Here is a 13,690-nt window from a genome sequence, read left to right as displayed (position 1 = left end):
GCGTGACATAATCGCGGACGACATTGGTGGGAGTCGCAGGATGGATGGGCATCATTTTCTGGAGACGGCAGTCGTCTTTCTTCTGGCGACCGTCATCGCGGTTCCGCTGACCAAGCGCTTCCGCCTCGGCGCCGTCCTCGGCTACCTGCTCGCGGGCGTGGTCATCGGCCCGTCAGTGCTCGGCCTGGTGAGCGATACCGAGGGCGTCGCGACGATCTCCGATTTCGGTGTCGTGCTGATGCTGTTCGTCATCGGCCTCGAACTCTCGCCGTCACGCCTGTGGGTGATGCGGCGCGCGGTATTCGGCAGCGGCAGTCTCCAGGTGCTGACCTGCGCGCTGGCGTTGGGCGCCATCGGCTACTTCCTGTTCGGCCTCACGTGGAAGGCGGCCGTCATCGTCGGCGGCAGCCTGGCGTTGTCCTCGACGGCGTTCGGTCTGCAGATCCTCGCCGAGCGCAAGGAGGCGGGCACCGTCTATGGACGCCAGGCCTTCGCGATCCTGCTGTTCCAGGACCTCGCGGCCATTCCCCTGATCGCCGCCGTGCCCCTTCTCGGGGGCGCCATCGCGCGCGACGCGCATGCCCCCGATCTGTTCAGCGTCCTCCGCGTCGTCGGCACCATCTTCGCGGTGATCGTCGGTGGCCGGCTGCTGCTGCGCCACGTCTTCCGATTCGTCGCGCGTGCCAAGAGCACGGAAGTCTTCACCGCGACCGCGCTGCTCGTGGTGATGGGCACGGCGTGGCTGATGGAGCTGGCCGGCATCTCCACGACGCTCGGCGCGTTCCTCGCCGGTCTGCTGCTGGCGGATTCGGAATATCGCCACGAGCTCGAATCCAATATCGAACCCTTCAAGGGCCTTCTGCTCGGCCTGTTCTTCGTCAGCGTGGGCATGTCCGTCGATCTCGGCATGCTGGTGGCGAAGCCGCTGCTCGTGCTCGGCATGGTGGCGCTCCTGCTCGCGGTGAAGGCCGTGCTGATCCTGCCCCTGGGCCGGGTGGTCGGCGCGTTGACCATGGGCGATTCGGTGAGGCTCGCCGCGGTGCTCGCATGCGGCGGCGAATTCGCCTTCGTGCTGCTCAACCTCGCGCAGCAGAACCAGCTGATCAACGGCAGCCAGCGCGGCCTGATGGTGATGGCCATCTCGCTGTCGATGGCGCTGACGCCGCTGCTCGTGCTGCTAGCGTCGCGCCTGGTGCACGACCGGGTGCGCAAGCCGGACCGCGAATTCGACGCGATCGAGGCCGATACGCCGCGCGTCATCATCGCGGGCTTCGGCCGCATGGGGCAGATCGTCGCCCGCGTGCTGCGCGCTCAGGGCATCCAGTTCGTGGCGCTGGAGAGCTCGGTCGAACAGGTCGAGACGTCGCGTCGCTTCGGCGGTACGTCATTGTTCTTCGGCGACCCCGGCCGGCCCGAGATGCTGCGCGCGGCGCAGGCGGACAAGGCCGAAGTCTTCGTCATCGCCACCGACGATCCGGAGGCGAACCTGCGCACCGCCCGCCTGGTGCGTCGCCAGTATCCGCACCTGAAGATCGTCGCCCGCGCACGCAATCGTCAGCATGCGTTCCGCCTGATGGACATCGGCGTCGAGGACCCCGTACGCGAAACGTTTTACTCCAGCCTGGAGATGACGCGGCACGTGCTCGAATCGCTGGACATGCCGGCGGACGTCGCCGCGAGCCGCATCGAGCGTTTCCGCAAGCACGACGATCAGGTGCTGCGCGCGCAATACCTCGTCTACGACGACGAGACCGCGCTCGTGCAGACGAGCAAGGAAGCGCTGCACGACCTGCAGCAGCTCTTCGAGGCGGACGCCGTGGAAGAGCGCGTCCGCGACGGCGAGAAATAGATCAGTCCGGCTGGGCCGGCTGCCTGAGGGTCTGCCTCACGCTCGGGATCGCGCCGACGCGCGTGCCGAGTTCGTGCGCGATGTCGACGTAGCCGAGGTGCCGCGCGACGTCGCCGGCCGTGCGGCCGAACGCATCCGCCGCGTTGCGGTTCGCGCCGCGCTGGAGGAGCACGCGGGCCGGCGGCAGCAAAGCGTGCATCGCGCACGCGTGCAGCGCGCTGACGCCGCGATGGTCGGCGTGTTCCATGGCGGCGCCGGCATCGAGCAGCACGGGCACCAGTGCGCCGAGATGGGTCGCGTCCGCGTGGCTGCCCGGGCGCATGTGCGCGCCAAGCAGGATCAGCAACGGCGTGACGCCGTCCTTGTCGGCCTTGTTCACATCGGCGCCCTTGCGGATCACGGTGTCCAGCAGGCGGCGTGCGCGCAGGCTGTCGCTGCTGCCGAAGCAGTACTGCGCGGCGGCATGCAACGACGTATGCCCGTGCGCATCCTCCGCCGCCGCATCGGCGCCGGCGGCGAGCAGCATCTCGGCGATCTCGGGATAGCCGAGCGTGGCGGCGATCATGAGCGCGGTGGCGTTGCCGGGCAGTCGCTGGTCGGCGGCGACGCCTCGCGAGAGCAGCAGTTCGACCACCGATTCCCGGCGTGCGTTGACGGCGGCCGCGAGCGGCGTGACCCCGGAGGCCGCGGCCGCCGACGGATCGGCGCCGGCCGCGAGCAGGTGCTCGGCCACTTCGCGCTGGCCCGCGCCGGCGGCGCGGAGCAGGGCCGTCGCACCCTGCGCGTCGCGGGTGTCGACATCGAAACCCAGTTCGAGGAGGCGATCCACGGCCGCCATGTCGCCCGCGGCGGCCGCCGCGGGGAGGTCGGCGGCACGCAGCGCGCGACGCGGCAGCGGCCACGTGGCCCAGCTGAGCCAGCGCTCCACGTCGCCGTGGCCGATACCGAGGCCGTATGGCGTCTCGCCATTGACGTCCGCGGCTTCGGGGTCGGCACCGTGGGAGACGAGCGCGCGGACGAGCGGCAGGTTGTCGCCGCCATGTTCCAGCGCCGCGTGCAGCGGCGTGCGGCCGCCGAGGTCGCGGACGTTCGGATCCATGCCGCAGGCCAGCAACGCGTCGAGCAACGCGACGCGACCGGTCGCGGCCGCCATGTGCATGGGCGTGCGACCGCGCGCGTCGGCGCCGAAGGGGTCCGCGCCGGCGTCGAGCATCGCCAGCGTCAGGCGCTCGTCGACACCGTCGAGGCGGCAGACGGCCTGACCCAGCAGCCCGGCGCCCGCCGGCGACGCGCCGGCTTGCATCAGCTGCAGGAGCGCTTCGGCCGATTGCGGCAGTTGCGGCAGCAGCGCGTCGAAGAGGCGCCGGCCGAGGACGCCTTCGTCTTCGGCGGGAGGCGCCAGGCGCGCATCGGCGGAAAGACCATGATCGAGCAGCCACGCGCGCGCCATGTGCAGGCCGGTGCCGGCCAGCTCGACATAGAGCGCGGCAAGCTGTTCGGCGGGCCATTCGCGAACCTTCGTGGCGAACGTCGACGCGACCGCCCAGTGGCCGAAGCGCAGCGCGTCGTAAAGATGCGCCGGGGAGTCGGCGCCCGCTTCAGGCACCACGGATTCGCTCAGCGAGGTGGGCAGCGGCGTGTCGGGATCGAGCAGCGCGACGAAGTCCCAGCGTCCCGCGGCGGCCGCATGATCGAGGGCGCTGCGTCCGTCGGCACCGGCTTCCTTAGGCTGGGCGCCGAGCGTGAGCAGCGCGCGCACCGTGGCGGCCTGCGCGCGCGGCGACTGGCAGGCGAGCGTCAGGGCGTCGCGTCCGTGGCCGTCGCGGGGAGATGCGTCGGCGTGGGCATCGGCCAGCGCCTGCACGATGCCTTGCGCGCCCGCGCGAGCCGCTTCCATCAATGCGGTCGTGCCGTGGCGGTCGGCGAGGTTGGGATTGGCGTGCGCCTGGAGCAACGCGCGCGCGATCTGTTCGTGTCCTTCCGCCGCGGCGGCGATCAGCGCCGTTCGGCCGTGCGCGTCGGTCGCGTTGACCGGCGCCTTGTAACGCAGCAGGACCTTCACGCCCTCGCTGTCGTCGTCGGGAATGCCGGCCGCCGCGACGAGCGCCGGTTCGCCACCCACCGGCGCCGGCTTCGCGCCGTGTTCGAGCAGGAAGCGGGCGAGCGTCCAGTTCGCGGCGCGGCAGGCGATGACGAGCGGCGTGTCGCCCGCCGAGTTGACGGCGTCCACCGGCGCGCCGGCGTCGAGCAGCATCGCCGCGACGGTCGGCTCGGCGCTGAGCACCGCGCCGTGCAGCGCCGTGTTGCCATGGGCGTCGGTCGCGGCGGCATTGGCGCCATTGGTGAGCAACGTGAGCACGGCTTCCGGTCGGCCGTGCCAGCTGTCGCGGCACGCCGCGAGCAGGGCGGTCATGCCGCCGTGGACGCGGTCCACGCGAGCGCCCTTCGCGATCAGCGCGCGCAGCAGGCGCGTGTCCGGCGACAGCGCGGCGAGGGTGAGGACGGGGCGCTGGTCGCGCTCGCCGGGCTCGGCATCGCCATCGGGTGCCGCGCCGGCCTCGACCAGCGCGACGGCGCGCGCGATGTCGCCTTCGCGCAACGCGGCACGAAGGGCGCGATCGCGCACGCCCGGCTGGGCCTCCTCGGTGCTCAGCACGGGGATGGGTGCACGCGGCGGCTCCACGGGCGCCATCGCGGGCTCGCGGCGCGGCTCGGCGCGCCCGGTCCGGACGTGCCCGCGACGATCGCTGAGCAGGGCGCGGAGCGTGCGGTTGGCGATGACCATGCAGCCGAGCGGCAGGAGCACGAGCGCATAGAGGCCCAGCGCGGCGATGCGCAGTTCGGCCGGAAGCACGCCGTACAGACCGGACAGCGCGACCGCGCAGAACGCGAGCACGAGCAGGCCGAGCGCCGCGGGAAGGAAATGGGAGAAGAAGCGCTCTTCCGCCGAGAGATGGCGGCCGAACGAGATCGAGCGGGCGATCGCGGTGAAGATCCACGATCCGTCGCCGCTTTCCTCCGGATAAGCGTCGTCCCAGAGGAACACCAGGCCGAACGCGGGCCAGACGCGCCATAGTGCCGCGAACGCCACGACCAGGGTCGCGGCCAGCAGCAGCGCCGCGCCGAGGCTCGGCGCTTGCGTCAGCTTCAGCAGCGGCCAGGCGACGAGCACGAAGACCACGAAGGCGTACGCGGTGAACATCACCAGATGCGCCGACCCGCGGCGCAGCACCGTACGCACGTAGCTCGGCTCCGGATCGAAACCGATCGCGTGGCACACCGCGCCCATGGCCAGGGCGTTCGCGAGCAGCAACGGAATGAGGGCAAGCGGCGATGCGGTGAGACCCGCGCACGCGACGGCGGCGAGGGCCGGGAGGAACCAGGGCAGTGCCTTGATCAGCGATGGTCGACGACGTTTGGGATTGGCCATGCGCGCGAGTATACGGAGCACGTCAGGCCTACGCGGTAACGTCGCGTTAACTCGCGCTGCACGCCGCGATTCCGTGCGTTTTCGGCCGGGTCAGTTCCTTACCAGGACCAGGTCGGGATCGATCTCACGATTGTGGTTCGGCTGGTTGCACACGCTGAGCGTCTCGTTCGGCGGACTCTGCAAGTGCCAGCCCTGCGCCGCGAGATTCGCCATCACGCGTTCGCTGTCCTCGTTCGGCAGCTTGCGCTGGGGCGTCAGTTCGACCTCGAGCACGAAGCGCAGCTCGCCCAAAAGCAGGGCGAGGGGCTCGGGAACGGCCTGGAAGCCGTCACGTTCGGCAAGCCACAGATAGGAGTCGGGCTTTCGCTGGCTGGCGTAGACGAAGCAGTGCATGACGGCAGGTCTCGCTGGGGGCCAATGGGACAAGGTAGCAAAAGGCGCAGGGAAATGCGTGACGGACTTCCCGGTCGTTTCATCTTTGTTGCATCCGCACTTGCAAAAACAGCGTCAAGTCCGCCAGAGTTCGCTGCCAGATTGTTAAACGCGCGTATGAAAACAAGAAATTTTTGCGTTTTTTCGCGTGATCCAGTCGCCCCAGAGCAAAACAGGAAGCAGGAGCCCGTCCGCATGCAGAAGCTGAACCTTTCGACCCGTCCGCTGGCCGCCGCCGCCCTTTCGCTGGCCATCGCCGGCGCGCTGGTCGCTCCGCAGGCCGCCCACGCCAGCGCGTTCCAGCTCAAGGAAAACAGCGCCAAGGCCCTCGGCCGCGCGTTCGCGGGCTCCGCCGCCGCTGGCGACGACGCCTCGGCCATCGTCAACAACCCGGCCGCCATGACCCTCCTGAAGGGCAACGTGTTCCAGGCCGACGTGACGGGCATCAACTTCAGCACCAAGTTCCACGGCACCGCGACCGACGCGCAGGGCCGTCCGATCAGCGGTGGCAACGGCGGCGACGCCGGCACCACGATCCCGGTTCCGGCGCTGTACTTCGCCACGCAGGTCGCCGATCGCTGGCACTTCGGTCTCGGCCTGACCGCGCCGTTCGGCTTCAAGACCGAGTACGACTCCGACTGGAAGGGCCGCTACAACGGCATCAAGTCCGACTTCAAGTCGTTCGACGCCACGCTGTCCGCCTCGTTTGACGTCACCGACACCTTCACCTTCGGTGTCAGCGCCATCGCGCAGAAGACCAGCGCCGAGCTGACCAGCGCCATCAACTACAACACCGTCGGCCTGGGCCTGATCCAGCGTGCCGCCGCCGCCGGCCAGCTGTCGCCGGCCGTCGCTCGCGCCCTCGCCGCCCAGTACGCGGCGGTCGTTCCGCCCGGCAGCGACGGTTACGCCAAGATCAAGGGTGACGACTGGGCCTACGGCTGGCAGGTCGGTGGTCTGTGGAAGCTGACCCCGAACGATCGTCTCGCGCTCAGCTACCGCAGCAAGATCAAGCACAACCTGGAAGGCACGGGTAACTTCACCATGCCGACCAACGTGACGGCCGTGCTGTCGAACCCGACCGTCGCCGCCCTGCTGGGCCGCGGCCAGCCGCCGTTCACCCACACCGACGGCCGCGCGGGCTTCACCACGCCGGCGATCGCCACTGCCAGCTTCTGGCACCAGGACGAGAAGTTCGGCCTCGGCTTCGACCTGTCGTGGACGAAGTGGGATGCGTTCGAGAACCTGACGGTGAACTACTCCAACCCGAACCAGCCGCCGACCAGCGAGAAGTACGGCTGGCGCAACAGCTGGTTCGTGTCGGCCGGTGGTGAGTACTACCTCAGCGACAAGCTGACGCTGCGTGGCGGTATCGCCGTCGACAGCACCCCGACCTACGACGACACCCGTTCGCCGCGCGTGCCGGACTCCACCCGCAAGTGGCTGGCCTTCGGTGTCGGCTACAAGGCCACGGAGCGCTTCGAGCTCAACGCCGGCTACGCCCACATCTTCGTGAACAAGGCGCACATCGGCGGCGTGAACAGCGGCACGAACGACCGCATCGTCGGCGAGAACGACGACAAGGGCAACCTGCTCAGCGTCTCGGCCAAGTACGCGTTCTGACCGAACGATACCTGGCGAAAAAAAACCTCCCCGGCGACGGGGAGGTTTTTTTGGTTGGAGCGCACCTGGGCGCGATACGCGTTGCGCTCGTCTCCGCCGGATCCCCGCGCTCAGTACGCGTATTCGCGGAACACCGGGTCCACGCTACCGTTCCACTCGCCGTGGAACTTCTCGAGCTTCACATCCGCCTGCGTCTTGCCCGAAAGCGCGATCTCGAGCAGCGGTTCGAGGTAGATCGACTCGTCGATGCCGCGATTGCCGCGCTGGTTGCGACGCTTCAGGCCATGATCCGCGATCTTCAGCGACTCCAGCGCGAGCTCGCGCACGTGGTGGCCGCGGAAGGGAAGGTCGAGCGCATGCTTCGGCACGCCGTCACGAAGCGCATGGCGCTCCGCCTTGCTGAAGTCCTTGACGAGGTCCCACGCGGCGTCGAGCGCCACGTCGTCGTACAGCAGGCCGACCCAGTACGCGGGCAGCGCGCAGAGCGAGCCCCACGTGCTGGTGTCCGCGCCGCGCATCTCGAGGTACTGCTTCAGGCGCACTTCGGGGAAGGCCGTCGTGAGATGGTCGGCCCAGTCCTTCATGTCCGCCTTCACCCCGGGCAACGCCGCGAGCTCGCCGCGCATGAACTTCTTGAAGTCCTGGCCGGAAAGGTCGACGTACTTGCCGTCCCGGTAGCTGAAGTACATCGGCACATCGAGGATGTAATCGACGTAGCGTTCGTAGCCGAAGCCATCCTCGAAGACGAAGTCGAGCATGCCGGTACGGTCGGCGTCGGTGTCGGTCCACACGTGCGACCGGAACGACTTGTAGCCGTTCGGCTTGCCTTCGGTGAAGGGTGAATTGGCGAACAGGGCGGTGGCGATCGGCTGTAGCGCGAGGGCGACGCGGAACTTCTTCACCATGTCGGCCTCGCTCGCGAAATCGAGGTTGACCTGCACGGTGCACGTGCGCGTCATCATGTCGAGCCCGAGCGAACCCACCTTGGGCATGTACTCCCGCATGATCTTGTAGCGACCCTTAGGCATCCACGGCATCTGGTCGCGCCGCCACTTCGGCTGGAAGCCCATGCCGAGGAAACCGATGCCGAATTCCTCGGCGACCGAGCGCACTTCCTTCAGGTGGTTGGTGACCTCGTCGCAGGTCTCGTGGATCGTCTTCAGCGGGGCGCCGGACAACTCCAGCTGGCCTGCCGGTTCGAGCGTGATGTTCGCCTTGCCCTTGGTCAGCGCGACCGGCGTTTCGCCCTCGCGCGCGATGTTCCAGTGGTACCGCTCCGCCAGGCCTTCGAGGATCGCGCGGATGCCCGGCCGCTCGCCTTCGAACGGCGGCGGCGTCAGGTCGTCGGTATAGAACCCGAACTTCTCGTGCTCGGTGCCGATGCGCCACTCCGCCTGCGGCTTCTCACCCTTGGCGAGGTATTCGACCAGATCGTTGCGGTCGCCGATGGGCGTGCTCTTGGCGGCGCTGGGTATGGACACGTCACTTTCCTTGGCTGATCGGCTGACCGGTGCCGCCCACATGGGGGCGCGATGGGGCGAGCAAAAGGTCGGGGGAGGGTAACAAAAGCGGAGCGGGGAGCAGGAAATCGGGGGCGCGATCCCGGCGTGCGCTCGAGGGTACGTGAAGCGTTCGGCTGCGGCGTCGCCAGCGCGGAGTTGTGCATCGCCTCGTGCGCCCGCCGGCTATGTCGCCCCCACTTCCCATCCCCCGGCCCGCCGCTCCGAAAAATAAAAGGCCGCCCCATCGAGGCGGCCTTTCGTCATGTCCGACGATCCGGCAGGCGCGAGGCCTAGCGCTTCATCGAATTGAAGAACTCGTCGTTCGACTTCGTGTTCTTCATCTTGTCGAGCATGAACTCCATGGCGGCCAGTTCGTCCATCGGGTGGAGGAGCTTGCGCAGGATCCAGATCTTGGCGAGCAGGTCCGGATCGATCAGGAGGTCTTCGCGGCGGGTGCCCGAGCGGTTGATGTCGATCGCCGGGTAGACGCGCTTCTCGGAGATGCGGCGGGACAGGTGCACTTCCATGTTGCCCGTGCCCTTGAACTCCTCGTAGATCACCTCGTCCATCTTCGAGCCGGTGTCGGTCAGCGCCGTGGCGATGATGGTCAGGCTGCCGCCTTCCTCGACGTTGCGCGCCGCGCCGAAGAAGCGCTTCGGACGCTGCAGGGCGTTGGCGTCGACACCGCCGGTGAGCACCTTGCCGGAGCTCGGCACCACCGTGTTGTAGGCGCGGGCCAGGCGGGTGATGGAGTCGAGCAGGATCACGACGTCCTTCTTGTGCTCGACCAGGCGCTTGGCGCGCTCGATCACCATCTCGGCGACCTGCACGTGGCGGACGGCCGGCTCGTCGAAGGTGGAGCTGATCACTTCGGCACGGACCGTGCGGGCGATTTCGGTGACTTCCTCCGGACGCTCGTCGATCAGCAGCATGATCAGGTGGACGTCGGGATGGTTGTACTGGATGGCCTGCGCGACGTTCTGCAGCATCATCGTCTTACCGGACTTCGGCTGGGAGACGATGAGGCCGCGCTGGCCGCGACCGATCGGGGCGACCAGGTCGAGGATGCGGCCCGTGATGTCCTCGGTCGAACCGTTGCCGCGCTCGAGCTTGAAGGCCTTGCGCGGGAACAGCGGGGTGAGGTTCTCGAACAGCAGCTTGTTCTTCGACGCCTCCGGCGGATCGCCGTTGATGTCGTCGACCTTGAGCATCGCGAAGTAGCGCTCGCCTTCCTTCGGATGGCGGACGCGTCCGGTGATGTAGTCGCCGGTGCGCAGGTTGAAGCGGCGGATCTGGCTGGGCGAGACGTAGATGTCGTCCGGGCCGGCCAGGTAGGACTCGTCGGCCGAGCGCAGGAAGCCGAAGCCGTCCTGCAGGATCTCGAGCACGCCTTCCGCCCAGATGCCGCCGCCCGAGCGGGCGTGGGCCTTGAGGATGTTGAAGACGACGTCCTGCTTGCGCTGGCGCGCGACGCCCTCGCGCACGCCGAGCGATTCGGCGAACTCGAGCAGCTGGATCGCGTTCTTGCGCTTCAGTTCCGTCAGGTTGATCAGGCGATCGTTGCTGCCGGCGTCGGCGTTCTCGTCGTCGTCGACCGGATAGCCGTTGTTGTTGCGCGGATTCTGGTAGTTGCCGTTGCCGTTGCCACCGCCGCCACCCTGGCGCTGCTGGTTGCGCTCGTTGCGACGGCGGCGACCGCGGCCTTCGCGCTCATTGCGGTCGTTGCGATTGTTCTGGTGCTGATTCGGGTTGTCGCCGCGGGCCTGCTGGCCCTGCGGCTGCCCATTGCCCTGGGGCTGCGACGAGCCGCCGTCACGGGACTCGCCCTGCGGCGGCGCCGGACGCGGCTCGGCCGGCGCGTTGCCGAGCTGCAGCTCCGCCTGCGGGGCGGGCGCCGGAGCCGGTGCGGGCACGGCCTTGGCGGGAGCCGGCGCCGGAGCGCTCGTCTCGACCGCGGGCGCCTCGGGGGCGGCCGCCTTGCGGCGGGTACGCGGACGCGGCTCGGTCGCAGGCTGGTCGCCGGCGCCCTTGGCGTCGATGGAGTCTTTGGTTTCGATATCGGACACGGGCAAACCTCACGGGGCGCCGTTGGAAGAAAGAAGTGAGAGGGTTCGCGACAGGGGGGACAAGCGGTGTCCCGGCGAACTCCTAGAGCCTAGCATCGCGTGAGGCGCGTCGTAAAGCGCCTCACGCGGCGGCGAAAGGTGGAGCGGGGTGTTACGTCAGATGGACTTGTCGATGAACTGGGCGAGGACGCCCTTGTTGACGGCGCCGACCTGGGTACCGGCGACCTTGCCGTCCTTGAACACCATCAGCGTCGGGATGCCGCGGATGCCGTACTGGCGCGGCGTCTGCTGGTTCTCGTCGATGTTGATCTTGACGATCTTGACCTTGCCTTCGTACTCGCCGGCGAGCTGCTCGAGCGCGGGAGCGATCGACTTGCAGGGGCCGCACCATTCGGCCCAGAAATCGAGCAGGACGGGGGTGTCGGATTCGAGGACGTCCTTCGAGAAGGCGGCATCGCTCGTATGGGTGATCTTGTCGCTCACCGTGGTCTCCAATAGAGGGGCGGGAAGGGGGTTGACGACCGTGACGCTGGCATCGGCTACACTTAGGAGCCCCATGTCGCGGGTCCAACCGGAACCGAAGGTCTTGGCCATTGCGGCCGGTGGCCCTCATTCCACCCGAACTAGGGGCGCGATTCAAGCGATTCAAGGTCGCCGACGGATGGTTTCCGTTGACATAGGTAAACCGGTTCACGCAGCCGGTTCACCTATGCCAGCGGGAACCCTCCAGGCGGCCGCCACCCGCCTCCGGCCTTCGCGCGCCGGGCGCGTCGACAGGCCGCCGGACTGGCAACCGGCCCTTCCCGACTCTCCCGTGACGCCGGCCGGACCATCCCCGTCCCGTGGTGCACGCTTTGCCGCCGGGACGGCGCCGCGCACGCGCGGCGCGAGCTTCCAGGCCTTCCATTCCATGTCCGAAACCGTACTCACCGACGTCTTCTACGAAAACCTCGACCTGCATCCGCTGCTCCAGCAGGGTCTCGCCGCCGCCGGCATCACCCGCTGCACGCCGATCCAGGCCCTCACCCTCCCGATCGCCCTGACCGGCCGCGACGTCGCCGGCCAGGCCCAGACCGGCACCGGCAAGACGTTCGCCTTCCTCGTCGCGCTCGTCGACCGGCTGCTGAAGAATCCGGCCCACCCGGACCGCAAGGATTCCGACCCGCGCGCGCTGGTCATCGCCCCGACGCGCGAACTCGCCATCCAGATCGAGAAGGACTTCCAGACCATCGGCAAGGCCACCGGTCTGCGCAGCGCGCTGATCTACGGCGGCGTCGACTACGACAAGCAGCGCCAGCAGCTGCGCGACGGCTGCGACATCATCATCGCCACGCCCGGCCGCCTGCTCGACTACTACAAGCAGGACGTCTTCGGCTTCGGCAGCGTCGAGGTCATGGTCATCGACGAAGCCGACCGCATGTTCGACCTCGGCTTCATCAAGGACGTCCGCTTCATCTTCCGCCGCCTTCCCGCGCGCGAGAAGCGCCAGGTCCTGCTGTTCTCGGCCACGCTCAGCCACCGCGTGCTCGAGCTCGCCTACGAGCACATGCACGAGGCCGAGAAGCTGGTGGTCGAAACCGAGAACGTCACCGCCGACCGCGTGCGCCAGATCGTCTACTTCCCGTCCAAGGAAGAGAAGATGCCGCTGCTGTTCAACCTGCTGGAGGAAACGAAGGCGGAGCGCAGCATCATCTTCGTCAACACGAAGGCGGCCGCCGAGCGCATCACCGATCGCCTGAAGCGCCACAACTTCCGTGTCGGCGCCATCTCGGGCGACGTGCCGCAGGTGAAGCGCCAGAAGCTCCTGCAGCGCTTCCAGGCCGGCCAGATCGACCTGCTCGTGGCGACCGACGTCGCGGCGCGCGGCCTGCACATCCCGGCCGTCAGCCATGTCTTCAACTACGACCTGCCGCAGGATGCCGAGGACTACGTCCACCGCATCGGCCGCACGGCGCGCCTCGGCGCGGAGGGCGACGCGATCAGCTTCGCGTGCGATCTCTACGCGATGGGCCTGCCGGACATCGAGACCTACATCAACCAGAAGATCCCCACCGCGTCGATCGAGGCCCGCATGCTCGTCATGCCGGCGCCGCGCCCGCGCGCCGACGGCGTGCAGGACGAAGTGGACGATCCGAACGACAACGACGGCCACATCCCGACCCGCGGCGCGCCGCCGGAGAAGGGTGGTCGCGGCGGCCGTGGTGGCCGTGACGGTCGCGGTCCGCGTTCCGGCGAACGTTCGGGCACGCGCGAGCGCCGCCCGCGTCCGCCGCGCGAAGAGGGCGCCGCCGCTCCGTCGCCGACCGAGGTGCCGGTGAAGACGGTCGTCGTCGCCGAAACCGTCGCCGGCCTGCCGGCCGCCGCGGAAGCGATGGCGGACGCGTCCGCGACGAAGAAGCGTCGCCGTCGTCGGGGCGGCCGTGGCCGCGGTGCGCGCGAAGGCGCCGAAAACACCGCCGGCACCGTCGCCACGGCGGGCGAGAGCCAGCCGTCCGCGCCGCGCAAGGCCGACGGCCCCGCCAACCCGAACCGCCGTCCGTCCCGCCAGGTGACGGCCGCGCGTCCGGCCGCCACCCCGGCGCCGACCGCGCCGAAGGCGCCGGAAAAGGTCGGCCTGCTCCGTCGCATCGGCCGCCTCTTCGGCGGCCGGTAACACCGGTCGCCGGTGATCGGCTCCCGCCTCTCGCCAGCCGGGTTACGCAGGCTGGCAACCGGAGGGTGGGAGCCGATCGCATCGGCGATCCGCGCGCAGCGCGGCAGGGCCTCAAAACCTCGCGGCAATCCCTTA

Annotated in this window: 8 protein-coding genes; 3 read left to right on the top strand and 5 right to left on the bottom strand. The window is 68.8% G+C overall.

All coding sequences use genetic code 11. The features are described 5' to 3' along the window. Positions 1-40: 40 nt before the first annotated feature. Positions 41-1,849: a monovalent cation:proton antiporter-2 (CPA2) family protein gene (locus tag BMW54_RS14980; RefSeq protein ID WP_090057523.1), complete on the top strand. Its 1,809-nt coding sequence runs from the start codon at positions 41-43 to the stop codon at positions 1,847-1,849. Position 1,850: 1 nt separating this feature from the next. On the opposite strand, the gene BMW54_RS14975 is transcribed toward BMW54_RS14980, so the two are convergent. Beyond that, a complete protein-coding gene (locus BMW54_RS14975; protein WP_090057520.1) occupies positions 1,851-5,279 on the bottom strand; it encodes an ankyrin repeat domain-containing protein in 3,429 nt (1,142 codons plus the stop codon). Positions 5,280-5,369: 90 nt separating this feature from the next. Next, complete coding sequence (locus tag BMW54_RS14970) at positions 5,370-5,672, bottom strand: YcgL domain-containing protein (RefSeq protein ID WP_090057518.1); 303 nt, start codon at positions 5,670-5,672, stop codon at positions 5,370-5,372. Between the two features lie 234 nt (positions 5,673-5,906). Here BMW54_RS14970 and BMW54_RS14965 point away from each other — a divergent pair, with 234 nt between their 5' ends. Continuing rightward, the gene (locus tag BMW54_RS14965) at positions 5,907-7,334 is read left to right on the top strand and encodes an OmpP1/FadL family transporter (RefSeq protein WP_090057516.1); all 1,428 of its coding nucleotides are present in this window, start codon (positions 5,907-5,909) and stop codon (positions 7,332-7,334) included. 110 nt (positions 7,335-7,444) lie between these two features. Here BMW54_RS14965 and BMW54_RS14960 read toward each other — a convergent pair whose 3' ends face one another. From BMW54_RS14960 to trxA, 3 genes are all read right to left on the bottom strand, one after another. Then, positions 7,445-8,815, bottom strand: a complete 1,371-nt coding sequence (locus BMW54_RS14960; RefSeq protein WP_090057513.1) for a glutamate--cysteine ligase — start codon at positions 8,813-8,815, stop codon at positions 7,445-7,447. Between the two features lie 311 nt (positions 8,816-9,126). Beyond that, complete coding sequence (gene rho, locus BMW54_RS14955; RefSeq protein ID WP_090057511.1) at positions 9,127-10,902, bottom strand: transcription termination factor Rho; 1,776 nt, start codon at positions 10,900-10,902, stop codon at positions 9,127-9,129. A 156-nt stretch (positions 10,903-11,058) separates the two neighbouring features. Continuing rightward, positions 11,059-11,385 carry a thioredoxin TrxA gene (gene trxA / locus BMW54_RS14950; protein WP_090057509.1) on the bottom strand — a complete coding sequence of 109 codons (327 nt, stop codon included), beginning with the start codon at positions 11,383-11,385 and terminating at the stop codon, positions 11,059-11,061. A gap of 427 nt (positions 11,386-11,812) precedes the next feature. Here trxA and BMW54_RS14945 point away from each other — a divergent pair, with 427 nt between their 5' ends. After that, positions 11,813-13,555 (top strand): DEAD/DEAH box helicase, encoded by a 1,743-nt coding sequence (locus BMW54_RS14945; protein WP_090057506.1) that lies wholly within the window; start codon positions 11,813-11,815, stop codon positions 13,553-13,555. Positions 13,556-13,690 lie beyond the last annotated feature (135 nt).

Origin of the sequence: Luteibacter sp. 329MFSha (assembly GCF_900111665.1) — a bacterium.
GTDB lineage: Bacteria > Pseudomonadota > Gammaproteobacteria > Xanthomonadales > Rhodanobacteraceae > Luteibacter.
Note: the sequence above shows the minus strand (reverse complement) of the source record. Positions and strands in the feature narration are given on the sequence as shown.